We start from the raw sequence: 22,982 nt of genomic DNA, 5'->3' as shown, positions 1-22,982 counted from the left end.
GCGCACACGTCTTGCCATAACGAGGGAGGGTCTGCAGGGAGTTGCTCCGCATGGGATCGATCTTGCACTCCTCTGGACGGGGGTCGACCCGATCGCGCCGGCATGCGCCTGCGACGCTCCCGGCACGACGGCTGCGGCGGCCATGGAGACGACGGCGAGAAGCCTGGACGCATAAGGGCTCATCTCGATTGGTGACTGTCGGTGTGGATAGTGGCTGGCAGAGCTACTGCGAGGGCTGTTGAATGCCCGGGTGAGTGACTACGTAACGCCCCTGGACGTCTGCCCATCTGGCAGTCGAGCACGAGGATGCGGAGACCCTGGCCGGGTTGCTGGCCGGTGGCGCTGATCCCGACGAGGTCTTCAGCAATATGACGCTGCTGACACACGCGATCGAGTCCGAGGGCCAAGGTTCCCTGCAGAGTGGCGAACCGTTGACCGTGCACACCACCGCTGTGCTGCTGGCTTTTGGGACGGATCCGTCGCTCGCCGATCCAGACGGCCGTATCCCGGTAGAGATGGCCGACTTCTACGACCACCACCCTGCGGTGAAGCTGTTGCAGGCCCACATCAGCAGGCGAGCCGGCGATAGCAGATGAGGGTGCAGGCGATGCTGCTGAAAGCGAGGAAGTGTTCGGCTTTGCGCTCGTAGCGGCGGTGGAGACGGCGGCAGCCGGCCAGCCAGGCCATGGTTCGTTCGATGGTCCAGCGGTGGCGGCCCAGCCGCTGCGAGGTCTCAATGCCCTTGCGGGCGATACGGTGGGAAATACCGCGTCCCCGTAACCATCGCCGCAGGTGAGAGTAGTCGTAGCCCTTATCGGCGTGGAGCCTGCCCGGCCTGCGCCGCCGTGGTCCGCGACGGGAGCGTATCGGCGGTACGCCCTGCACCAGCGGGATCAGGCCCTGGCTGTCGTGCAGATTCGCTGCCGAGATCCCGACGGACAAGGGCAGACCGGTCCGCTCGGTAATCAAGTGGATCTTCGAGCCGCATTTGCCCCGGTCGACAGGATTCGGACCCGTCAGATCCCCCTTTTCACGGCCCGCATGTTCACCGAGTCGATCGCGCACCGTGACCAGTCCAACTCACCACGGGATCCGAGTTCGTCGAGGACGAGGCGGTGGAGTTTGGCCCACACCCGGGCCTCCGTCCACTCGGCAAAACACCGGTGGGCCGTCGCTCCTGACGGCCCGAACGAAGCGGATGGCAACTGCTGCCACGTACAGCCTGAGGTGGCAACGAACACGATCGCGGCCAGCACCTCCCGGTCACCATGCCGGTGCCGGCCACCACCCTGAGGTCGCGAGGGCGCCTCAGGCACCACCCGCTGGAACAGCTCCCACAACTCATCCGGCACCAGCCGCTCAACGATCCCCACCACGAGCGACAGCCTACCGAGGGAACCAAATGAGATGACCTCTTAAGAGCTGACCATACGAAGGTCCTTCCAACGGAGTGGCCCTGACCATCCGGAAACCACCTCGATGCCCCTGTGGCTCTGAAAGAGCGACAGAGTTCATGACGGAGAGTGATCAACATCTCGCATGATGACCGCCCGTTGTCGACGCTGCGTCACGAGCCGCCCCCGGCGCCGTGCGTACGGTGCCGGGGGCGGCTGCGTCGGTCGCCGGACTACTCCAGGGATCGCCAGTCCTGTCCCCAGTAGAGGAACTCGAGCTGCCAGGCTCCCTCTCCCTCGGATGCGATCGTCTCCGTCGCGCCCTGGAGCTGCCACGAGGTGCGCACGAACAGGCGGAGATCCCGCTGCGCGAGCTCGTCCGCTCCGGTCAGGCAGACGGCGATCCGGTCAGGCCGCTCCTGGAACTCGCTGACCAGCAGGTCGAAGAAGCCGTCCCAGCCCCCATGGTAGAAGTCCGGGAAGCCGAGGGCACGGGCGACGGCCAGCGACGCCTCGCGCTCCGACCAAAGGCCGCTCACGTCGACGTGGCGCACCGTGAACCCGGCGCCGTTCAGCGCCTTCTCGTACCGGTCCCGGTCCCGCTCCCGGAGCAGATACGGCTCCCTGGCGGCCTCCGCGATCGCTCCGGAGACCGGACGCCACTTCATGCCACGCACCAACGCGCCCTCCCCTGTCGCCTGGAACGTCCCCAACCCTAGAAGATCTTCTTCCCTCCCTCGAAGAGCTTCTTGTGGTACATCGCGAAGTAGCCGCCGAGGTCCCCGCTGGTGACGCTGAAGCCCTGGACGGTCTCGTCGTCCGTCGTGAAGGCGCAGAACACCGTCTTCTCGTCGAGGACGGCGATGCTCAGCGCGTCCACCTGGGAGACGGCTCGGGTGTCGTGCAGCTGGATCGAGTGGAGCAGGTACTTCCCGTTCCTGACGCTCTTCGCCTGCTCGCGCTGCTCCTCCACCCAGGCGCGCATGGCGTCGGTCTGCGGTTCGGCCATGACCCGCAGGAGCGCGCGGTCCGAGCCGGCGTTGGCCCAGGCGACGCAGGCCTTGAAGTAGTCCTTGGCCGCCTTCTCGTTGCCGGGCGGAACGCGCCGGAAGTAGCTGGACCGCACCTCGTCGGTGGTGTCCTTGAGCGCGGTCTTCAGCGCTCCGTAGAACTCCCTCCCGTTCTTGTAGTGGGTGACCGAGGACGCGGACGCGATGATCGCGTCGACCTTCTCCTCCACGCTCTTCTGCTGCTTCTGGACGAGGTCGAGCCGCTGGAAGACCAGTCCGGCGAGGAGCAGGGCGGCCGGCGCCGCCCAGCCTTCGGCGGCCCAGGCCGCCGTGAACACGTTGCGGAGCGTGAGGACCGCGGCCCCGATGAGCGGGACCCACACGGTGACGACGGACGCCACCTTCTCCGCGGTGCGACTTACCTTCGCTTTCACCACAGACTCCCTACGGTGATCGGGCGATGGCTGCCCCGGGCGGCGTGAACCACGCGCGTAGCGGCCCCCGGGGCAGGGGTGTCCACACGCCAAGACGCCTGCGGCAGAAGGCGGGTTGCGGTGACCCCGTAGGGTGTGCGGTCGTGAGCGAATGGCAGATATCCGACGAGGCGGGCGGCGTGCTCGCCGCGCGCTGGTGGCAGTGGGCGTTGTCGGCGCCCGACGAGGTCAGCCCGGTCGCCGACGAGACCGGGGAGCACGCGGGGTGGCGGCAGCCCGAGGACCTGTGGTTTCTCGCGGGCACCTACGGCGGACGGGTCGTGCGGCGGTGCGAGCTGCCGGCCGGGCGGCGGGTGTTCTTCCCCGTGCTCAACATGCAGCACACCAAGCTGTTCTCGCGGAAGGCGATGAGCCTCGACGTCACGCGGGCGACCGCGCACCTCAACGGGGTTCCGCTCCCGCTGAAGGAGTTCGTCGCGCCGCCGTTCCGGGTGGGGCTGCGGATGCATCTGGCCTGGGGCCTGTGGGCGGGGCTCGCGCCGCTGACGCCGGGGCAGTACGTGCTGGAGATCAAGGGGGAGACGGCGGAGGGCTTCTGGGTCGACACGACCTACCACCTGACCGCCGTCGGCGGCTGAGCCCGACCCGTACGCACGTACATTCGGGGGATCTCGGCGTGTCGCTCTTGTGACGCGCATCACCGGGGGTGCACCGTGGACGCAGGGCTGGCAAAACCTTCCTGCGCCCACGGCAGTGGTGGGGCGGGTGGGACTCGAACCCACGGCCGACGGATTATGAGTCCGCTGCTCTAACCGGCTGAGCTACCGCCCCGAACACCACGGCGCGTACAAGTGTGCGCGCCGTCTGCCGCAGCATAGCCGCTCATACGATCTCCTGCTCCGGATGGTCGGCCATGCTCGATCAAGAAGACTCCGGGGGCGGTCCGGCGGTTCCCGGGGAAACGAAAAAGGACCCCGAAGGGTCCTCTTCCGCTCTGCTCCCCCGACTGGACTCGAACCAGTAACCCTCCGGTTAACAGCCGAATGCTCTGCCAATTGAGCTACAGGGGATCGCGCTCCCCCGACTGGACTCGAACCAGTAACCTGCCGGTTAACAGCCGGCTGCTCTGCCAATTGAGCTACAGGGGATTGCTGCGTTGCGACGAACGGATCCACCTCCGGCCTTGCCGGGGGGCGGTCGCTCGCTGCGAGACATAGATTAGCGCAAGCAGGGGGGTGCTCCGCCAATCGGTATCCCCAGGGCGCTCCAGGGAAGGGTCACAGCCGTGCGGTACAAGCTGATCTTCGTGGCGGGACTGGCCGTCGGGTTCGTGCTCGGGACCCGCGCCGGACGCGAGCAGTACGAGCGGATGAAGAAGTCCGCGCAGGCCGTCGCCCAGAACCCGGCCGTGCGCAACGCGGCCGAGTCCGCCGCCCAGACCGGGCGCCAGGTGGCCGGGAAGGCACTGCACGCGGTCGGCGACCAGGCGCAGCGGATCCGGTCGCGGCGCGACCACGACGGACGGTTCTCCGCGTTCGAGGAGGACGACTGGGGCACGAGCAACACCTGAACCCGGAACGGCCCCGCATGCGGCAGAATCATGTGCCATGGGGATAGTCGCCGGACTCGACAGCTCTTCGGACTCCACGCGCATCGTCGTCTGTGACGCCGATACCGGTGCCGTGCTGCGGCAGGGGCATGCCCCGCACCCCCTGGAACCCAAGGCCCCCGACGTCGACCCGCAGGCCTGGCTGCTCTCGCTCGGCGAGGCCGCCACCGGCGGCCTGCTCGAGGGCGTCGAGGCCATCGGGGTCGCCGCCCAGCAGCACGGTCTGGTCCCGCTCGACCCGCAGGGCGCCCTGGTGCGGCCCGCGCTGGTCGGCAACGACAAGCGGGCCCAGGTCGCCGCCGCCGACCTCGTGGAGGGGCTCGGGGGCCGATCCGCCTGGTCCGAGGCCGTCGGCGCGGTCCCGCACTCCGGGCTCCCGCTCGCCAAGCTGCGCTGGCTGGCCCGCAGCGAGCCCGAGCACGCCCAGCGCGTCGCGATGATCCTCCAGCCGCACGACTGGCTCGTCTGGCAGCTGCTCGGCCGCCCCGCGCGCCGCACCACCGACCGCGGCGCCGCCTCCGCCACCGGCTACTGGTCGGCCCGCAACGGCACGTACCGCCCCGACCTGGTCGAGCTGGCCCTCGGGCACCAGGCCGTCCTCCCCGAGGTGCTCGGGCCCGCCGAGGCCGCCGGCACCACGCCCGAGGGGCTGCTGATCTCCGCCGGCACCGGCGAGACCATGGCGGCCGCCCTCGGGCTCGGGCTCGGCCGCGGCGACGCCGTCGTCTCGCTCGGCGCCTCCGGCTCGGTCATGGCCGTCCACCACGAGGCGCTCTCCGACCCGGACGGCGCGATCACCTCCTTCGCCGACGCCACCGGCATGCACCTGCCGGTCGTGCACACCTCGAACGCCGTACGGGCGCTGCGCGGGACGGCCGAGATGCTCGGGGTGAAGTCGCTCGACGAGCTCTCCGCGCTCGCGCTCACCTCGACCCCCGGCTCCTCCGGACTGGTGCTGCTGCCCTATCTGGAGGGCGAGCGCACGCCGAACCTGCCGCACACCGCCGGCACCCTCGCCGGGCTGCGCCGCGAGTCGATGAAGCCCGAGCACCTGGCCCGCGCCGCCTTCGAGGGCATGCTCTGCTCCCTCGCCGACGCCATGGACGTGCTCCGCGGCCGGGGCGTCGAGGTGCGCCGGGTCTTCCTGCTCGGCGCGGCGGCGGGGCTGCCCGCCGTCCAGGCCATCGCGCCCCCGCTGTTCGGCGCGCAGGTCGTCGTCCCCCAGCCGGCCGACTACGCGGCGCTCGGCGCGGCCCGGCAGGCCGCCTGGGCGCTCGGCGTGTCCCGCGGCACGCTCTCCCCCTCCGCTCCCCCGGCCTGGCAGGGCGCCGCCGCCCAGGTCTTCGAGCCCGGCGAGGAGCTGGCCGTCGGCCAGGCCGTGCGCCAGCAGTACGTCGCCACCCGCGAGCAGATCCATCCGGGTGCCTTCGCCGGGTGAGGCGGCACGGGCTGACCGGGCTGACCGGGCGCGGACGAGCGGGTCGGCGGGGCGCTGTCCCGTCCGCCGCCCCCGCTTCGTAAAGACTTCCCCAGGGCTGCGGCGCGCCTCCAAAACCCACTCGTAACACCGCTGCGGCGCGGGCGATAGTAGAACCCGTGCTCATAAGACTTCTCCGAACCCACCTCCGGCCGTACCGAAAACCGATCGCCCTGCTCGTGGTGCTGCAGCTGCTGCAGACCAGCGCCACGCTCTACCTGCCGACCCTGAACGCCGACATCATCGACAACGGTGTCGTGAGCGGGGACACCGGCTACATCCTGCGGTTCGGCGCGCTGATGATCGGCGTGTCCGTGATCCAGGTCGTCTGCAACATCGGGGCCGTCTACTTCGGGGCGCGCACCGCCTCCGCGCTCGGGCGGGACGTGCGGGCCGCGGTCTTCGACCGGGTGCAGTCCTTCTCCTCCCGCGAGCTCGGGCAGTTCGGCGCGCCGTCGCTGATCACCCGGACCACCAACGACGTGCAGCAGGTCCAGATGCTGGTCCTGATGGCGTTCACGCTGATGGTCTCGGCGCCGATCATGTGCGTCGGCGGCATCGTCATGGCGCTCGGCCAGGACGTGCCGCTGTCGGCGGTGCTGCTCGCCGTCGTGCCGGTGCTCGGCATCGCCGTCTCGCTGATCGTGCGGAGGATGCGCCCGCTGTTCCGCACCATGCAGACCCGGCTCGACACCGTGAACCGGGTGCTGCGCGAGCAGATCACCGGCAACCGGGTGATCCGGGCCTTCGTGAAGGACGACTACGAGCGCGAGCGCTTCGCCGGCTCCAACGCCGAGCTGACCGAGGTGTCGATGTCCACCGGGCGGCTGATGGCGCTCATGTTCCCGACCGTGATGACGGTCGTGAACGTGTCGTCGATCGCCGTCGTCTGGTTCGGCGCGCACCGCATCGACAGCGGCGGGATGGAGATCGGCGCGCTGACCGCCTTCCTCGCCTATCTGATGCAGATCGTGATGGCCGTCATGATGGCCACCTTCATGTTCATGATGGTGCCGCGGGCCGAGGTGTGCGCCGAACGCATCGAGGAGGTCCTGGCGACCGAGTCCAGCGTGGTCCCGCCGGCCGCGCCGGTGACGAAGCTGCTGCGGCGCGGGCACCTGGAGGTCAGGAGCGCGGACTTCCGGTACCCGGGCGCCGAGGAGTCGGTGCTCAAGGACGTCGGGCTGGTCGCCCGGCCGGGCGAGACCACCGCGATCATCGGCTCCACCGGCAGCGGCAAGTCGACGCTGCTGGGGCTGGTGCCGCGGCTGTTCGACGTGACCGGCGGCGAGGTCCTCGTGGACGGCGTGGACGTGCGGGAGCTCGACCCGGCGCTGATGGCGCGGACGGTCGGCCTGGTCCCGCAGAAGCCGTACCTGTTCTCCGGGACGGTCGCGACCAACCTGCGGTACGGGAAGCCGGACGCGAGCGACGAGGAGCTGTGGCACGCCCTGGAGGTCGCCCAGGCCGCCGACTTCGTGCGGAAGCTGGAGGCCGGGCTGAACGCGCCGATCGCGCAGGGCGGCACGAACGTGTCCGGCGGGCAGCGGCAGCGGCTCGCCATCGCCCGCACGCTGGTGCAGAAGCCCGAGATCTATCTCTTCGACGACTCGTTCTCGGCGCTCGACTACGAGACGGACGCCCTGCTGCGGGCGGCGCTCTCGACGGAGACCTCCGACGCGACGGTGGTGATCGTCGCCCAGCGCGTGTCGACCATCCGGGACGCCGACCGGATCGTCGTCCTCGACGAGGGCCGGGTCGTGGGCACCGGACGGCACCACGAGCTGATGGCGGAGAACGAGACGTACCGGGAGATCGTGCTCTCCCAGCTGACCGAGGCGGAGGCGGCCTGATGGCGGGTCCACGTATGCCCATGGCCGGCGGTGGCCCCGACCAGCGCTCCATGGACTTCAAGGGCTCCGGGAAGCGGCTGCTGAAGCAGCTGGCTCCGGAGCGGAGCTCGCTGTGGCTGATGCTGGTCGCCGGCGTGCTGTCGGTGGCGGCCTCGGTGGTCGGGCCGAAGATCCTCGGCCGGGCGACCGACCTGGTCTTCGCGGGCGTGGTCGGGCGGCAGATGCCCGAGGGCGCCACGAAGGAGCAGGCGCTGGCCGCGCTGCGCGCCAAGGGCGACTCCGGGATGGCGGACATGCTGTCCGGGGTGGACTTCACCCCCGGCCAGGGCATCGACTTCACGGCGGTCGGCGAGGTCCTCGGTCTCGTGCTGGTCGTGTACGTGCTCGCGGGCCTGCTGATGCTGGTCTCGACCCGCATGTCGATCAAGGTGATCAACCGGACCGTGTACCGGATGCGCGAGGACGTCCAGACGAAGCTGGCGCGGCTGCCGCTGTCGTACTTCGACAAGGCCAAGCGCGGCGAGGTGCTGTCCCGGGCGACCAACGACATCGACAACGTCTCGCAGACCCTCCAGCAGTCGATGGGCCAGCTGATCAACTCGCTGCTGACCATCGTGGGCGTGCTGGCGATGATGTTCTGGATCTCGCCGCTGCTCGCCCTGGTGGCGCTGCTGACGGTGCCGCTGTCGGTCGTGGTGGCCACGAGGATCGGCAAGCGCTCGCAGCCGCACTTCGTGCAGCAGTGGAAGTCCACGGGCAAGCTCAACGCCCATGTGGAGGAGATGTACACCGGTCACACGCTGGTGAAGGTCTTCGGCCGCCAGGAGGAGTCCGGGAAGGACTTCCACGAGCAGAACGAGGCGCTGTACGAGGCCGGGTTCAAGGCCCAGTTCAACAGCGGCGTGATGCAGCCGGTGATGTTCTTCATCTCGAACATCAACTACGTCCTGGTCGCCGTGGTCGGCGGTCTGCGGGTCGCGAGCGGCACCCTGTCCATCGGTGACGTGCAGGCCTTCATCCAGTACTCCCGGCAGTTCTCGATGCCGCTGACCCAGGTCGCCTCCATGGCGAACCTGGTGCAGTCGGGCGTCGCCTCGGCCGAGCGGATCTTCGAGCTGCTGGACGCCGAGGAGCAGGCGCCGGACTCCCCGGTCGGCGAGCACCCGGTCGACCTCAAGGGCAAGGTCGCCCTGGAGGGCGTCTCCTTCCGCTACGAGGCGGACAAGCCGCTCATCGAGGACCTGTCGCTCGCGGTGGAGCCGGGTCAGACGGTCGCGATCGTCGGCCCGACCGGCGCCGGCAAGACCACCCTGGTCAACCTCCTCATGCGGTTCTACGAGGTGACCGGCGGCCGGATCACCCTCGACGGCGTCGACGTCTCGAAGATGGCCCGCGAGGAGCTGCGGGCCGGGATCGGCATGGTCCTCCAGGACACCTGGCTCTTCGGCGGCACCATCGCCGAGAACATCGCCTACGGCACGACGCGCGAGGTGAGCCGGGCGGAGATCGAGGCGGCGGCGCGGGCCGCGCACGCCGACCGCTTCATCCGCACCCTGCCCGAGGGCTACGACACCGTCATCGACGACGACGGCGCCGGCGTCAGCGCCGGTGAGAAGCAGCTGATCACCATCGCGCGGGCGTTCCTGTCCGACCCGGTGATCCTGGTCCTCGACGAGGCGACCAGCTCGGTCGACACCCGTACCGAGGTGCTGATCCAGAAGGCGATGGCGCGGCTCGCGCACGGGCGGACCAGCTTCGTGATCGCGCACCGGCTCTCCACCATCCGGGACGCCGACGTGATCCTGGTGATGGAGAACGGCTCGATCGTGGAGCAGGGCACCCACGAGGAGCTGCTGTCCTCGGGCGGCGCCTACGCCCGCCTGTACGCGGCGCAGTTCGCGCAGGCCGTGGCCGAAGTGGACTGATCCGCGGCCGTGCCGCAGGTTCCCGTGGCCCTGGGCGTCCGTCGGACGACCGGGGCCACGGGCCTAGTCGAGGTAGCCCCGCAGCTGGTCCGCGTAGGCGTGGTCCCGCAGTTTGTTGAGGGTCTTGGACTCGATCTGGCGGATGCGTTCGCGGGTCACGCCGAAGAGCTGTCCGATCTCCTCCAGGGTGCGGGGCCGGCCGTCGTCGAGGCCGTAGCGCAGCTGGACGACCTTGCGTTCGCGTTCGCCGAGGGTGGAGAGCACCGCTTCCAGGTGTTCGCGCAGCAGCAGGAAGGCGGCGGACTCCACGGGGGACGCGGCGTCGCCGTCCTCGATGAGGTCGCCGAGGGCGACGTCCTCCTCCTCGCCGACGGGGGCGTGCAGCGAGACCGGTTCCTGGGCGAGCCGCAGCACCTCGCCGACCCGTTCGGGGGCGAGGTCGAGCTGGGCGGCGACCTCCTCGGCGGTGGGCTCGTAGCCGCGTTCCTGGAGCATCCGGCGCTGGACCCGGACGACCCGGTTGATGAGCTCCACGACGTGCACGGGGACGCGGATGGTCCGGGCCTGGTCGGCGAGGGCCCGGGACATGGCCTGGCGGATCCACCAGGTCGCGTACGTGGAGAACTTGTAGCCGCGGGCGTAGTCGAACTTCTCGACGGCCCTGATCAGGCCGAGGTTGCCCTCCTGGACCAGGTCGAGCATGGTCAGGCCGCGGCCCACGTACCGCTTGGCCACGGAGACGACGAGCCGCAGGTTGGCCTCGATGAGCCGGCGTTTGGCGATCCGGCCGAGCACCACGAGCCGGTCCAGGTCGAGGGCCAGCCGGGTGTCCAGGTCGGGGGTGCGGGCCAGTTTCTCCTCGGCGAAGAGCCCCGCCTCGACCCGGCGGGCGAGTTCGACCTCCTCCGCCGCGGTGAGCAGCGGGACGCGGCCTATCTCGCGGAGGTACTGCCGGAAGAGGTCGGAGGAGGGGCCGCCGCTGCCGCCGGGATCCACGCGGCGGCGCTGGGGCGGGACTTCGGGTTCCTGCTCGACGGCGCCGAGTTCGGCCGGAGTGGGGTCCTGGGACACGGGGACGGTCTGGGTCTGCACGGGGGGCGACCTCCAGGGTGGGTGATCGCTGCCGGTTCGGGGGCGTGACGGCAGCGGGACTGCACCGTCACCCAGTGTGCGGTACGACACATCGCCGCCACGAGGGGCGTGCGGTGACTTTTTGAGTCCGGTCCGTGACCGAACGTGTGGCGGCGGGCGTCCGCGCCCGTTCTCAGAGGGCCGCGGCGCCGTTGTTGCGCAGCGACTGCCCGTACTGGGTGAGCACCCACAGCTCGTTCTGCACGGCCGTCACCCGTCCCGGGTCGCCGTTGCCGCCGAGCCGCGCCAGGGTGCCCTGGACGTCGCGGATGCGCCGGTCGACGGCGCGCAGCCGGACGGTGACGAGCTGGTCGCCCGCGTAGGCCTCGTCGACGGTCCTGGCGAAGATCGTCTCGACGGCGAGCTCGGTGACGAGCGCGCGGACGGTGTCGTCGGGCGCGGCCTCGCGGACCGCGTCGAGGTAGTCGGAGGGGGCGTCGGTGGCGCCGCCCGCGTCCTGGATGCACTGCCGGACGGCTGCGTAGGGCGGGGCGGTGAACTCGTCGATGCCGTAGGCGTCGAAGGCCGGGGAGACCAGCTCCGGGCGCTGCAGGGCCAGCTTGAGCAGTTCGCGCTCGGTGCGGTGGGCGGGGCTGCGCAGGTTGAGCGCGGGCCCGGCGGGGGCGACGGGGGCCTGGACCTCGCCGTAGGTGCGCTGCTTCCGGGCGCCGTCGCGCGCCGGGCCCTGGTCCTTGCCGCCGCCGCGCTGCCAGCGGGCGATCTGGGCGACCCGGCGGACGACGAACTGGGTGTCGAGGATGCCGAGCATGCCGGCGAGCTGGACGGCGACCTCGTGCTGCGAGGCGACGTTCTTGATCCGGGCGACGATCGGGGCGGCCTCGTCGAGGGCGGCGGCCCGGCCGGAGGGGATCTCCAGGTCGTAGCGGCTCACGATGTGGCGCAGCGCGAACTCGAACAGCGGGGTGCGCGGCTGGACGAGGTCGGCGACGGCCTCGTCGCCCTTGGCGAGGCGGAGTTCGCAGGGGTCCATGCCGTCGGGGGCGATGGCGATGTAGGTCTCGGCGGCGAACTTCTGGTCGTCCTCGAAGGCGCGCAGGGCGGCCTTCTGGCCGGCGGCGTCGCCGTCGAAGGTGAAGATGACGCGGGCCGAGCCGTTGTCCATGAGGAGGCGGCGCAGGATCTTGATGTGCTCGCCGCCGAAGGCGGTGCCGCAGGTGGCGATGGCGGTGGTGACGCCGGCCAGGTGGCAGGCCATGACGTCGGTGTAGCCCTCGACGACGACGGCGCGGCTGACCTTGGCGATGTCCTTCTTGGCCAGGTCGATGCCGTAGAGCACCTGGGACTTCTTGTAGATCGGCGTCTCGGGGGTGTTGAGGTACTTGGGCCCGTTGTCGTCCTCGCGGAGCTTGCGGGCGCCGAAGCCGACGACGTCGCCGCCGACGTCCTTGATCGGCCACATGAGCCGGCCGCGGAAGCGGTCGATGGGGCCGCGGCGGCCCTCCTGGGAGAGGCCGGAGAGGATCAGCTCGCGGTCGGAGAAGCCCTTGCCGCGCAGGAAGCGGGTGAGGTGGTCCCAGCCGGCCGGGGAGTAGCCCACGCCGAAGTGTGCGGCGGCGGCCTGGTCGAAGCCGCGCTCGGCGAGGAACGTGCGGCCGATCTCGGCCTCGGCGGAGCCGAGTTGCTCGGCGTAGTACTGCGCGGCGGCCTGGTGGGCCTCGACCAGCCGGGTGCGTTCGCCGCGCTGGTGGCCGGGGTTGTACCCGCCCTCCTCGTAGCGCAGGGTGATGCCCGCCTTCGCGGCGAGGCGCTCGACCGTCTCCGAGAAGGAGAGGTGGTCGATCTTCATCACGAAGGCGATGGTGTCGCCGCCCTCCTGGCAGCCGAAGCAGTGGAAGAGTCCCTTGCTCGGGCTGACCTGGAAGGAGGGCGACTTCTCGTCGTGGAAGGGGCAGAGACCCTTCAGGTTCCCGCCGCCCGCGTTGCGCAGCTGGAGGTACTCGGACACGACGGCGTCGATCGGGACCGCGTCCCGTACCGCCTTCACGTCGTCATCGTTGATCCTGCCTGCCACGCATGAATTCTACGGGCCCGACTCAGCCGACTCGGTCGGTCAGGTCCTCCAGGGGGACGGACGGGTCGGCCAGGGCGTCGGTGTCCACGGCGGCACGGGAGCGGATCAGGTCCTGGATCCGCTCTGTGACGTCCCACACATTCACGTTCATCCCGGCGAGCACCCGGCGGTCCTTGAGCCAGAAGGCGATGAACTCCCGCTTGCCGACGTCCCCGCGGAGCACGACCTGGTCGTACGAGCCGGGGGGCGCCCAGCCCGAGTACTCCAGGCCGACGTCGTACTGGTCGGAGAAGAAGTACGGGACGCGGTCGTAGGAGACGTGCCGGCCGAGCATGGCGCGGGCGGCGGCGGGGCCGCCGTTGAGGGCGTTGGCCCAGTGCTCGACGCGCAGCCGGGTGTGCAGCGACGGGTGGTGGGCGGCGGCGACGTCGCCCACGGCGAAGATGTCGGGGTCCGAGGTGCGCAGCGACTCGTCGACGGCGATGCCGCCGCCGTCGGCGCGGTCGACCAGGGCGAGGCCGGAGTTCTCGGCGAGGGCGGTGCGCGGGGCGGCGCCGACGGCGGCGAGCACGTCGTGGGCCGGGTGCTCCTCGCCGTCGTCGGTGCGGACGGCGAGGACCATGCCGTCCTGGCCGGTGATCTCGGTGATCTTGGCGCCGAAGTGGAAGCGGACGCCGTGCTCGGCGTGCAGGTCGGCGAAGAGCTGGCCGAGTTCGGGGCCGAGGACGTGGTGCAGCGGGGTGGGGGCGGGCTCGATGACGGTGACCTCGGCGCCGTACTCGCGGGCCGCGGCGGCGACCTCCAGGCCGATCCAGCCGGCCCCGGCGATCACCAGGTGCCCGTTGTCGCGGCCGAGGGCGGCGAGGACGTGCCGCAGCCGCTCGGCGTGGGCGAGGCGGCGCAGGTGGTGGACGCCGGCGAGTCCGGTGCCGGGGACGTCGAGGCGGCGCGGCTCGGCGCCGGTGGCGAGGAGCAGCTTGTCGTAGCGGATCACGGTGCCGTCGCCGAGGCGGACGGTGCGGGCCTCGCGGTCGATGGAGACGACGGTCTGGCCGAGGTGGAGCTCGATGTCGGCCTGCGCGTACCAGGCGGGCTCGTGGACGAAGACGGAGTCCCGGTCCTCCTTGCCGAGGAGGAAGCCCTTGGAGAGGGGTGGACGCTCGTAGGGGTGGTCGCGTTCGTCGCCGATGAGGATCACCCGGCCGTTGAACCCCTCGGCGCGGAGGGTCTCCGCGGCCTTGGCTCCGGCGAGTCCCCCGCCGACGATGACGAAGGTCTGATCTGCGTCGACCACGTTCATTCCTCCTCGTTGCGACCGGTTCACTACGCTACGCCCCCCTGCCCGGCCCGGGCCGCACCTCCTCGGGGCGTGCATGCGAGGGTCCCGCACGACCGTGGGGCGCGGAAAGGGGGCGAACGGCCCTGACCGGTGGGACGCCCCCTAGCGGCGCGGGGTCCTGAAGCGGGCGTGGAGGCTGCGGGCGGAGGCGTCGGTGAGGGAGGCGATCTGGTCGACGATCACCCGCTTGCGGGAACGGTCGTCGGGGGCGGTGACGAAGAGGGCGCGGAACTGCGGGTCGAGCCCCTCGGGGGCACGGGCGGTGAGCGCCTCCGCGAGCTCGGCGAGGACGATCCGCTGGTCGGCGCGGAGCGCCTCCTGTTCGGCGCGCTGCATCACGTAGCGGTCGGCGACGGCCTTGAGGACGGCGCATTCGTTGCGGGTCTCGCGGGGGACGACGAGCTCGGCGCCGTAGCGGGTGAGGCGGCCGGAGCCGAAGGCCTGCCGGGTGGCGCCCTCGGCGGCGAGGCAGAAGCGGCCGATGAGCTGGCTGGTGGCGTCCTTGAGGCGGGCCTGGGCGACGGCCGATCCGTCGTAGCCGTGCGGCCACCAGTCCTGGTCGAGGAGCCGGTCGAGGGCGTCGGCGAGCTCCTGCGGGTCGGTGTCCTCGGGTACGTAGCGTCCGAGGGCGACGGCCCAGATGTCGGCGCGCTCGGGCTCGGCGAACAGCATGTTGGGGTCGATGTGCCCGGCGTGCAGGCCGTCCTCGACGTCGTGCACCGAGTAGGCCACGTCGTCGGACCAGTCCATCACCTGGGCCTCGAAGCACTTGCGGTGGGCCGGGGAGCCGGCCCGGATCCACTCGAAGACCGGCAGGTCGTCGTCGTACACGCCGAACTTCGGCGAGCCGGGGTCGGTGGGGTGGCCGCCGCGCCCCCAGGGGTACTTGGTGGCGGCGTCGAGGGCGGCGCGGGTGAGGTTGAGTCCGACGCTGAGCGGCCGGCCGGTGTCGGGGTCGGCGATGAACCGCTTGGGCTCGATGCGGGTGAGCAGGCGCAGCGACTGGGCGTTGCCCTCGAAGCCGCCGCAGTCCTTGGCGAAGTCGTTGAGGGCCTGCTCGCCGTTGTGCCCGAAGGGCGGGTGGCCCATGTCGTGGGCGAGACAGGCGGCCTCGACGAGGTCGGGGTCGCAGCCGAGCGCGGCCCCGAGCTCGCGGCCGACCTGGGCGCACTCCAGGGAGTGGGTGAGCCGGGTGCGGGGGCTGGCGTCCCAGGCGTGGCTGAGGGTGCCGGGCGTGACGACCTGCGTCTTGCCGGCGAGCCTGCGCAGCGCGGCGGAGTGCAGGACCCGGGCCCGGTCGCGCTGGAAGGCGGTCCGCCCGGGCCGTTTGTCGGGCTCTGCGGCCCAGCGCTCGGTGGCGGCGTCGTCGTAGCCGGGGGTGTCGTGGTCCGTGGGTTCCGTGATGCCTTCCATGCGTCGACGGTAACGGGCGGGACGGACAAGTGGGGCGAGGACGCGACGCGGGACGCGATCAGGCGCGGAACTCGTAGGCGTACAGGCCGCGTTCACCGACGGCGACGAGTCCCCGGCCGTCGGGGAGCCAGGCGCAGGAGGTGAACGGCGTCTCGGCGCGGGCGCCGGCGACGGTGCGGCCGGAGGCGGCGTCCCGGACCCGGAGCATGGCACCGGCGGTGGCGATCCACGTCCCGTCGGGGTGGACGGAGAGCCCGTGGACCGGGCCGTCGGGGTCGGTGACGGAGGCGAGGAGGGCGCCGGTGCGGGGGTCCCAGTGGCTCACGGCGCCGGCGGAGGAGGCGGTGAGGAGGCGGGTGCCGTCGGGGGTGGGGGCGAGGGCGGTGAGCCGCTCGCTGGAACGTATCTCGACCTGGTGGGTGGCGGCGGTGCGGTCCGGCGCGAGGTGGACCACGTACACCGCGGAGGCGTCCCCCGCCGCGCGGGACGGGTGGTGGCGCAGCACGGCCGCTCAGGACCCGTCGGGCGCGACGGCGACCGTCTCCGCTCGTCCCGCGGAGGCCCGGGGGCCCGGAACGATCGCAGTCCGGCGCTCTGGGGAGCGGTCCCACAGCTGGAGGCGGCCTTCGGAGTCCGCGACCGCGAGCCAGGTGCCGTCCGGTGCCACGGCCAGGGCGTGCGCCGAGGTGCCGGCGCCGAGATCGAGATCGGAGACGGGCGCTCCCGGTTGCGGGAGGGTGTTCCTGATCCGGACCCCGTAGCCGTCACGGACGACGGCCGCGTACCAGTCGCCGTGCGGGGCGAAGGCGACCGGCCCGTCGAGTTCTCCGTCGCGTGCTCCGTCGGGCGACGACAGCGGGCCGCCGCCGTCCTCGCCGGCCCCGTCGTGGAGCCGCGTCCGGCCGTCCGTGTGCCCGACGGCCAGTCGTCCGGCGACTCCCACGACCGTGACCGTGCGCATTCCCCCGCCGTCGCCGGACCGCGGCCGCGCGAGTTCCCGGCTGTCCCAGACCCGGACCGCGCCGTCCTCCCCGGCGCTGACGAGCCGATCGCCGTGGGGTGTGACGGCGACGGCGTGGACCGGACCCCGGTGGGCGCGGTAGCGGGCGCGACAGGCGCCCGTCCCCCGGTCCCAGACCGCGACGGAGCCGTCCTCGCCGCCGCTGACCAGCCAGGTCCCGTCGGGCGAGACCGCCACGGCGGTGGCGGGGCCGTGGTGCGCGGAGATCCGCGAGACGGTGTGGGGCGGTGTCTCGTCCCAGATCTGGAGCACCCCGTCCGCTTCGGCGGTGACCATCCAGCCGCCGTTCCGGGCGAGGGCGACGGCGTTCACCGGCGCTCCGGCGGTGGGGCCGCGGCGCTCCGTGTCGGCGAGGTCCGAGGACATCAGCCAGACGTGCCGACGGCCGCCGACGGCCAGCCATCCGCCGCCGGGGGCGAAGGCCACGCAGGTGTACTCGTCGCCCCGTTCGGGGACGGCCTGGCCGAGGTGCTGCCCGCTGCCGGAACCCCAGATCTCCAGGGTGCCGTCCGTGGCGACGGTCGCGACGCGGCCCCCGGAGACCGCCAGGGCGCGCACGGAGGCCCCGCGGCCCCCGACCGGGCCGAAGGCGCGGACCGGCGGGGTGGCGCGGTCCGGGCTCCAGGTGTGGAAGGTGCGACCGGACCCGCCCGTCGCCAGCGCGCCGCCGTCGGAGTCGACCGCGAGGACCCGGAAGCGTCCGCCCCGGACGTCGAGGTCGAACTCGCCGCCGCTCTCCGGGTCGAGCCCGCGGGCCATGCCGTCGGCTCCGACGGTGACGAGCGAGGTGCCGTCCGGGGTGACCCCGACGGACCATACGGGCCCGGTGTGGCCGAGGAAGGTGCGGAGCAGGGCCGGTTCGGGCAGGTCCGGTGGGGCGCTGCGGTGGAGGAGCTGGGGCCGGGAGGCGCAGTCGGGGTCCCAGCGGCGGGCGGCGATCCGGCCGCTCCACAGGGGCAGCGACTCCAGGCGGTCGTGCAGGACGCCGGTCAGAAGCTCCGGCGGATCGGTCGGGGTCAGCAGGTGGGCGGCGCGGGTGAGGTCGTCCGCCATGCCCGCGGCCAGTTCGGTGGGGACGTCGAACAGGTCGGCCCAGGCCGCCATGGGGCCGCGCTGGTGGAGCCGGGTCTCGATCCAGCGCAGGTCGCTCGCGACCCGTTCCGCGTCCTGCGTCCGGCCGGCGGCGAGAAGGTGCTCGATCGCGTGGTCGAGGACGTAGCCGCGGACGTCGTCGCCGGGGTTCCAGGGCGTGGCGCCCATGGTGTCGGCCAGGGTGCCGTGGAGGGCGGTCGCCGCCGGGTCGCCCAGCTCCTTGTGCAGATAGTCGCGGAGCACGTCGTGGAGGGTGAGGCGGCCTCCGTGGTCCGGGGTGAGCGAGACGAGGGACAGGCGGTCGAACTCGGCGCACAGCGACCTGGCACCGGCCTCCGTCAGGCCGCCGGTGGCCGCCCACAGGCGGGCGACCAGCGGGACGGGGATCGACTCGTCCTCGGCGAACACGGCGAGTTCCGCGAGGCGTCGGGCGCCGCCCGGGGGCAGCAGGGTCCTGGCCGCCTCGACGGTCGCCCGTACCGCTCGGGCACGGCGTACCGGATCGTCGAGGTCGGGCGGGGCGGTGTCCGCGTCCACGGCGGCCGGACCGTGCGCCGCCAGGTCGCGGAGGGTCTCCGTCGCGGCCGCGACCGGATCGGTGCCGGTGGACGTCCGGCCGGCGATCAGGCGGTTGGTGAGGCGCAGCAGGAGGGCCCAGCCGCCGGTGGCTTCCAGGAGGTCGCGTACGAGGGTCTCGGGGAGCGGCGGCAGTTCCCGGGTGAGGACGGCGCGGGCCTGGTCGGGCGTCATCCGGTCGACCGGGACCCGCTCCGTGCCGCGCGGCAGGACGCCGGGGACGCGGGTGGTGACGAGGCGGACGCAGCGGGGGCCGCCGCGCAGGAAGGGGTCGAGCTGTTCGGCGTCCCAGACGTCGTCGATGAGGAGCAGGGTGCGCGGCCGCCGGGCGAGGAGGCGGCCGAGGTGGTCGCCGGCGAGGCCGGGGTCGTCGAAGGCGGTGCTGTCGTCGGTCACGAAGCGCGTCACCTCGGCCACCTTCGCCGCGATCGCGGCGCGGCCCCGGACGTCCCGCCCGATGGTGACGGTGTAGACGCGGCCCCGGAAGCGTCGCTGTACGCGGGGGCTCGCTGCCACCGCCCGGGCGAGGACGGTCTTCCCGAAGCCGCCCGCGCCCTCCAGCGAGGTGGTGAGGGCGACGGTGCGCCCGCGGCAGACCGCCTTGACGGCGCGGGCGCGTTCGGTGCGGTCGACCACCCAGTCCGGGACGCTCGGCGCCGCCGGCGGGGGCGGGTCGCCCGCTGCCCCTGGGCCCCGTTCCTGCCGCCAGGCCATGGCGACGGCCGCCAGCACGCCGACGGCCGCGAGTCCGGCGACCCACCACCACGGCTGCTGCCGGATCCGGTCGAGCGCGCCGGGCCAACGGTCCTCCGAGGTGGCCGCGTTGGCCGCGAGCGAGGCCACGGCGGCGACGGCCGCGGCGAGCGCGGCGAGCGATGCTCCCTTGACGGCACCGCGCACGGGCCACCTCCCCTGTCCCGACCGGTCCGACGATAACCAGGGGGCGCGGAGGCGCGGTGCCGATTCGGCCGGGCGTGGCCCGTATCACGGGGCGGAGGCGGCGAGTTCCCGCTGGGGTGTGTGGGACACGGCCTCCTCGTAGCGGTGCAGGACCAGCCGGGCCAGGGCCGGGTGGTCGCCCAGCGGTTCGGCGGCGATCCAGGGGGCGTGGGCGGCGCTGCGGGTGGCGAAGAGGCCGGGGGCGGTGAAGCAGGAGGCGACGGCGACCCGGTGGCGACCGCGGGCGGCGAGGGCGCGCAGGGCCTCGGGGACGGTGGGCGTGGCGGCGGAGGCGTAGGCGGGGACGACGGGCACGCCCCCGAGCCGCTCGCCGAGCAGGGCGGCGAGCCGGCGCGTGTCGGCGCCCGACTCCGGGTCGCGCGAGCCGGCGGCGGCCAGGACCACCCCGGTGGCCCGGGAGGCGCTGTCCTCGGCGGTCCAGCCCGCCTCGGCGAGCCGCTCGGCGAGGGCCTCGACGAGCAGGGGGTGCGGGCCGAGCGGGGCGGCGACCCGGGTGCCGGCCGCGAGCGCGGCGGCGGCGGGCAGGTCGTGCTTGACGTGGTGGCCGCGGGCGAGGAGCAGCGGCACGAGGACGGCTCCCTCGACGAGCGCGTCCGGGAGCAGCGGCGGGTTCAGCTCGATGTGCGCGAGGCGGACGTCGAGGCCCGGGCGCAGTTCGCGCACCCGGTCGACGAGGAGGCGGAGGGTGGCGGCGGCGCGGGGGTCGCGGCTGCCGTGCCCGACGGCGATCAGGGCGGGTCCGCGCTCCCGCGGGCGCACCTGCCGCAGGCGCTCGCCGAGCCGGGTCCCGATCCGGCCGAGCAGGTCGGCGCTTCCGGCGAACGCGAGGTCCGGCTCGTACGTCGTCATACGGCGATTCTGCCGGGCCCGGATTGCCTGGCCGTTTCACCGGGGTCACGGTCGATTGCGACGGCCTCACGCGGGCGCGGGCGGGGCCGTCAGGCGCGGGGCCGTCAGGCGCGGGGCCGTCAAGCGCGGGGCCGCACCAGCCCGTCGGGCGTCCGGGCCACGCACGGGCGGGAGCCCCGGGCCACGCACGGGCAGGAGCGCGAGGCCGCGGGCGGGAGCCCCGCGCCCCGCACGGGCGGGAGCCCCGGACCACGCACGGGCAGGAGCGCGAGGCCGCGGGCGGGAGCCCCGCGCCCCGCACGGGCGGAAGCCCCGGGCCACGCACGGGCGGGAGCCCGGGACCGCGGGCGGAAGCCCCGGGCCACGCACGGGCGGGAGCCCGGGACCGCGGGCGGAAGCCCCGGACCACGCACGGGCGGGAGCCCGGGACCGGGTCCCGCCCGTATCGCGCGGGCCGCCGTCCGCTACGCGTCCAGCCACACCCTGAGCGGGCCGATCGTCTCGAAGCCCGCTTCCAGGGCCGGGGCGAGGTCGTCGCCCGACTCGTAGCCGACGGCGGCGCGGTCGGGGGCGAGGTGGGAGAGCGCGGCCGCCCAGGCGGTGGAGGGCTCGGTGCCGGGGGTGGTGAAGAGGTTGGAGACGCCCGTGACCGTGCCGCTGTCGGTGAGGACGGCGCCGCCGAGGACCCGCCCGTCGGGGGCGTGGCCCACGATGATCCGCGTCGCGGGGTCGGCGAGGAGCTCGGGGCGGAAGAGGGCCGCCTCCTCCTCGCCGCCGTCGCTCCAGGCGAGGGCCCAGGCGGCGAGTCCTGCCGGGTCGGTGACGGGGCGCCAGCCGGCGGGCGCGGCGGGGCGCGGGAGGCCGGCGGGACGGTGGATCCAGCGGGCCTCGAAGAGCAGCCGGAAGCCCTCGGCGGCCAGGTCGAGCCGGGCGTGGCTGTCCTTGACGGAGGCGCCGGGGACGCTCCGGTCGATGCCGGCCAGGACGTCGGCCGCGTCGGCGCTCGCGGTCAGGGTGACGGCGTCCGGGTAGTAAAGCGGGGTGCGGCGGGAGCTGGTCCAGGCGCGGGCGCCGAACTCGCCGGCCCGCCCGTGGGCCCGGCACATGGTGTCGCACCAGACCGCGTTGTTGCGGACGGCTTCGTCGAGCACGGCTTCGATGATCATGGGCGGATCGTAAGGGGGCGGGGCGGGGTGGCACCCACCCCCTTTTCGGGTTCCACTCTGCGGAATATATTTTCCACCATGAGAATGTCCCCCGCGCCGCTCCCCCGGCGCGTCACCGCCGAGTTCACCGGCACCGCCGCCCTCGTCGCCGTCATCGTCGGCTCCGGCATCCGCGCCGACTCCCTCAGCCAGGACATCGGCGTCCGGCTGCTCGCCAACGCCCTCGCCTCCGCCATCGGGCTCGGCCTGCTCATCGCGCTCCTCGGCCCGCTCTCCGGCGCCCACTTCAACCCCGTCGTCACCCTCTCCGAGTGGTGGTCCCGCCGCGGCGAGGGCGAGAGCGGCGGCGGGCGCGGCGGGGAGGCGGCCGGGTACATCGCCGCCCAGCTCGCCGGCGCCGTCGCGGGCGCCCTGCTCGCCGAGGCGATGTTCGGGCGGGCACCCGGCGCCCTCGCCACCGAGCCGCGCGCCGAACCGCACCTCCTGCTCGGCGAGGCCGTCGCCACCGCCGGGCTCGTCCTCGTCGTCCAGGGCCTGCGCCGCATCGGCCGCCCCTCCCTCGCCCCGGTCGCCGTCGCCGGCTACATCGGGGCGGCGATCTGGTTCACCTCCTCCGGCTCCTTCGCCAACCCGGCGGCCACCGTCGGCCGCTCCTTCTCCGACTCCTTCACCGGCATCGCCCCCGGCTCCGTCCCCGCCTTCGCCGCCGCCCAGCTGCTCGGCATGCTGCTGGGGATGGGCCTGGCGGCCGCGCTCTACGGCACCCGGGCAGGGACCCGGGCAGGGACCGGGGCAGGGACCGGAACCGGGACCGGGACCGACACCACGACCGGCATCGACACCGGCATCGACACCGGCATCGGCACCGACACCGGCGGCCGCGGCTGACACGGGATCGGCGCGCCGGGTGAACCGAACGGCGTTCGTACGCGTCGGAGCAGGTGACCGACCCCGCACCACCCACGGAGGACCCCCATGCGCGGCGTACGCCTGTCGCTCCCCCGGACCACCCGGGCCCGCCGCCGTACCGTCCAGGCCGTGATGCTCGGCGCCGTGCTCGCCCTCGCCCCCGCCACCTGGATGCACACCACCACCGGGGACCGGCTGCGCACCACCGCCGACGTGCCCGCCCAGGACGTCGGCGTCGTGTTCGGCGCCGGCCTGTGGAAGGGGCGCCCCACCCCGTACCTCGCGCACCGCCTCGACGCCGCCGCCGAGCTCTACCGCACCGGCAAGGTCCGGGTCCTGCTCGTCACCGGCGACAACAGCCGCACCGAGTACGACGAGCCCAGCGCCATGCGCACCTACCTCGCCGCCCGCGGGGTCCCCGACGACAAGGTCGTCAGCGACTACGCCGGCTTCGACACCTGGGACTCCTGCGTCCGCGCCAAGAAGATCTTCGGCGTGGACCGGGCCGTCCTCGTCACCCAGGACTTCCACATCAAGCGGGCCGTCGCCCTCTGCGGGGCGGCCGGCGTCGAGTCGTACGGCGTCGGGGTCCCCGAACCCCACGACTCCGTCTGGTACTACGGCACCACCCGCGAGCTCGCCGCCGCCGGGAAGGCCGCCCTCGACGCGGCCCTGCGCCCGGACCCGCACTTCCTCGGCTCCCGCGAGGACGGGGTCGCCGAGGCGCTGGCCGCCTCACCCGGGACCCGGCCCTGACCTGAGCGCTTGGCACCCCGCCCGTAATGCGGCGGG

The 22,982-nt window shown here is 73.0% G+C and carries 19 protein-coding genes and 3 tRNA genes; 8 read left to right on the top strand and 14 right to left on the bottom strand.

What is annotated here, in order from left to right; translation table 11 throughout:
- Positions 1-287 precede the first annotated feature (287 nt).
- Positions 288-596 (top strand): hypothetical protein, encoded by a 309-nt coding sequence (locus ABD981_RS27110; protein WP_046905717.1) that lies wholly within the window; start codon positions 288-290, stop codon positions 594-596.
- Here ABD981_RS27110 and ABD981_RS27105 read toward each other — a convergent pair.
- The 3 genes from ABD981_RS27105 to ABD981_RS27095 all read right to left on the bottom strand — a co-directional run bounded on the left by ABD981_RS27105 (position 568) and on the right by ABD981_RS27095 (position 2,838).
- Positions 568-1,367 (bottom strand): IS5 family transposase gene (locus tag ABD981_RS27105; protein ID WP_165590883.1). Its coding sequence is split into 2 segments (ribosomal slippage): positions 568-1,028 and positions 1,028-1,367, totalling 801 coding nucleotides; the frame shifts between segments, so codons are not numbered across the junction. The two genes, ABD981_RS27110 and ABD981_RS27105, sit on opposite strands and share 29 nt — an antisense overlap.
- A 260-nt stretch (positions 1,368-1,627) precedes the next feature.
- On the bottom strand, positions 1,628-2,062 hold the full coding sequence (locus tag ABD981_RS27100; protein ID WP_131723809.1) for a barstar family protein: 435 nt from the start codon (positions 2,060-2,062) through the stop codon (positions 1,628-1,630).
- Positions 2,063-2,109: 47 nt separating this feature from the next.
- The gene (locus ABD981_RS27095) at positions 2,110-2,838 is read right to left on the bottom strand and encodes a hypothetical protein (RefSeq protein WP_131723808.1); all 729 of its coding nucleotides are present in this window, start codon (positions 2,836-2,838) and stop codon (positions 2,110-2,112) included.
- 143 nt (positions 2,839-2,981) lie between these two features.
- Here ABD981_RS27095 and ABD981_RS27090 point away from each other — a divergent pair, with 143 nt between their 5' ends.
- Positions 2,982-3,476, top strand: coding sequence for a hypothetical protein (locus tag ABD981_RS27090; RefSeq protein WP_123954112.1), 495 nt, complete (start codon positions 2,982-2,984; stop codon positions 3,474-3,476).
- A 116-nt stretch (positions 3,477-3,592) separates the two neighbouring features.
- Here ABD981_RS27090 and ABD981_RS27085 read toward each other — a convergent pair.
- From ABD981_RS27085 to ABD981_RS27075, 3 genes are all read right to left on the bottom strand, one after another.
- A tRNA-Ile gene (locus tag ABD981_RS27085) sits at positions 3,593-3,669 on the bottom strand.
- A 166-nt stretch (positions 3,670-3,835) separates the two neighbouring features.
- Positions 3,836-3,908 (bottom strand) — tRNA-Asn (locus ABD981_RS27080).
- A 5-nt stretch (positions 3,909-3,913) separates the two neighbouring features.
- A tRNA-Asn gene (locus tag ABD981_RS27075) sits at positions 3,914-3,986 on the bottom strand.
- Between the two features lie 137 nt (positions 3,987-4,123).
- On the opposite strand from ABD981_RS27075, the gene ABD981_RS27070 reads away from it, so the two are divergent.
- The 4 genes from ABD981_RS27070 to ABD981_RS27055 all read left to right on the top strand — a co-directional run bounded on the left by ABD981_RS27070 (position 4,124) and on the right by ABD981_RS27055 (position 9,702).
- On the top strand, positions 4,124-4,408 hold the full coding sequence (locus ABD981_RS27070; RefSeq protein ID WP_046905713.1) for a hypothetical protein: 285 nt from the start codon (positions 4,124-4,126) through the stop codon (positions 4,406-4,408).
- Positions 4,409-4,445: 37 nt separating this feature from the next.
- A complete protein-coding gene (locus ABD981_RS27065; RefSeq protein WP_046905712.1) occupies positions 4,446-5,885 on the top strand; it encodes an FGGY family carbohydrate kinase in 1,440 nt (479 codons plus the stop codon).
- 158 nt (positions 5,886-6,043) lie between these two features.
- Positions 6,044-7,777 carry an ABC transporter ATP-binding protein gene (locus ABD981_RS27060; RefSeq protein WP_046905711.1) on the top strand — a complete coding sequence of 578 codons (1,734 nt, stop codon included), beginning with the start codon at positions 6,044-6,046 and terminating at the stop codon, positions 7,775-7,777.
- The gene (locus tag ABD981_RS27055; protein ID WP_046905710.1) at positions 7,777-9,702 is read left to right on the top strand and encodes an ABC transporter ATP-binding protein; all 1,926 of its coding nucleotides are present in this window, start codon (positions 7,777-7,779) and stop codon (positions 9,700-9,702) included. The genes ABD981_RS27060 and ABD981_RS27055 overlap by 1 nt, the downstream gene beginning before the upstream one ends.
- 63 nt (positions 9,703-9,765) lie before the next feature.
- On the opposite strand, the gene ABD981_RS27050 is transcribed toward ABD981_RS27055, so the two are convergent.
- The 8 genes from ABD981_RS27050 to ABD981_RS27015 form a co-directional block, all read right to left on the bottom strand.
- Positions 9,766-10,848, bottom strand: coding sequence for an RNA polymerase sigma factor (locus tag ABD981_RS27050; protein ID WP_420865730.1), 1,083 nt, complete (start codon positions 10,846-10,848; stop codon positions 9,766-9,768).
- Positions 10,849-10,966: 118 nt separating this feature from the next.
- On the bottom strand, positions 10,967-12,865 hold the full coding sequence (gene dnaG, locus ABD981_RS27045; RefSeq protein WP_046905708.1) for a DNA primase: 1,899 nt from the start codon (positions 12,863-12,865) through the stop codon (positions 10,967-10,969).
- A gap of 22 nt (positions 12,866-12,887) precedes the next feature.
- On the bottom strand, positions 12,888-14,159 hold the full coding sequence (locus ABD981_RS27040) for an NAD(P)/FAD-dependent oxidoreductase (protein ID WP_046905746.1): 1,272 nt from the start codon (positions 14,157-14,159) through the stop codon (positions 12,888-12,890).
- Between the two features lie 147 nt (positions 14,160-14,306).
- On the bottom strand, positions 14,307-15,617 hold the full coding sequence (locus ABD981_RS27035) for a deoxyguanosinetriphosphate triphosphohydrolase (RefSeq protein WP_046905707.1): 1,311 nt from the start codon (positions 15,615-15,617) through the stop codon (positions 14,307-14,309).
- Positions 15,618-15,675: 58 nt separating this feature from the next.
- Positions 15,676-16,122, bottom strand: a complete 447-nt coding sequence (locus tag ABD981_RS27030; protein ID WP_046905706.1) for a WD40 repeat domain-containing protein — start codon at positions 16,120-16,122, stop codon at positions 15,676-15,678.
- A 6-nt stretch (positions 16,123-16,128) separates the two neighbouring features.
- A complete protein-coding gene (locus ABD981_RS27025) occupies positions 16,129-19,206 on the bottom strand; it encodes an NB-ARC domain-containing protein (protein ID WP_123954111.1) in 3,078 nt (1,025 codons plus the stop codon).
- An 84-nt stretch (positions 19,207-19,290) separates the two neighbouring features.
- On the bottom strand, positions 19,291-20,115 hold the full coding sequence (locus ABD981_RS27020) for a sirohydrochlorin chelatase (protein WP_123954110.1): 825 nt from the start codon (positions 20,113-20,115) through the stop codon (positions 19,291-19,293).
- 464 nt (positions 20,116-20,579) lie between these two features.
- A complete protein-coding gene (locus ABD981_RS27015; protein WP_046905705.1) occupies positions 20,580-21,281 on the bottom strand; it encodes a hypothetical protein in 702 nt (233 codons plus the stop codon).
- Positions 21,282-21,359: 78 nt separating this feature from the next.
- Between ABD981_RS27015 and ABD981_RS27010 the strand changes: the two genes are divergently transcribed.
- Together ABD981_RS27010 and ABD981_RS27005 are read left to right on the top strand one after the other, a co-directional pair.
- Complete coding sequence (locus ABD981_RS27010) at positions 21,360-22,169, top strand: aquaporin (RefSeq protein WP_123954109.1); 810 nt, start codon at positions 21,360-21,362, stop codon at positions 22,167-22,169.
- Positions 22,170-22,256: 87 nt separating this feature from the next.
- Positions 22,257-22,946, top strand: coding sequence for a SanA/YdcF family protein (locus tag ABD981_RS27005; protein ID WP_046905704.1), 690 nt, complete (start codon positions 22,257-22,259; stop codon positions 22,944-22,946).
- The last annotated feature ends 36 nt before the right edge of the window (positions 22,947-22,982 follow it).

Source organism: Streptomyces showdoensis, assembly GCF_039535475.1.
Classification (GTDB): Bacteria; Actinomycetota; Actinomycetes; order Streptomycetales; family Streptomycetaceae; genus Streptomyces; species Streptomyces showdoensis.
The sequence above is the reverse complement of the archived record's forward strand: the minus strand, read 5'-3'. Positions and strand labels throughout refer to the sequence as shown.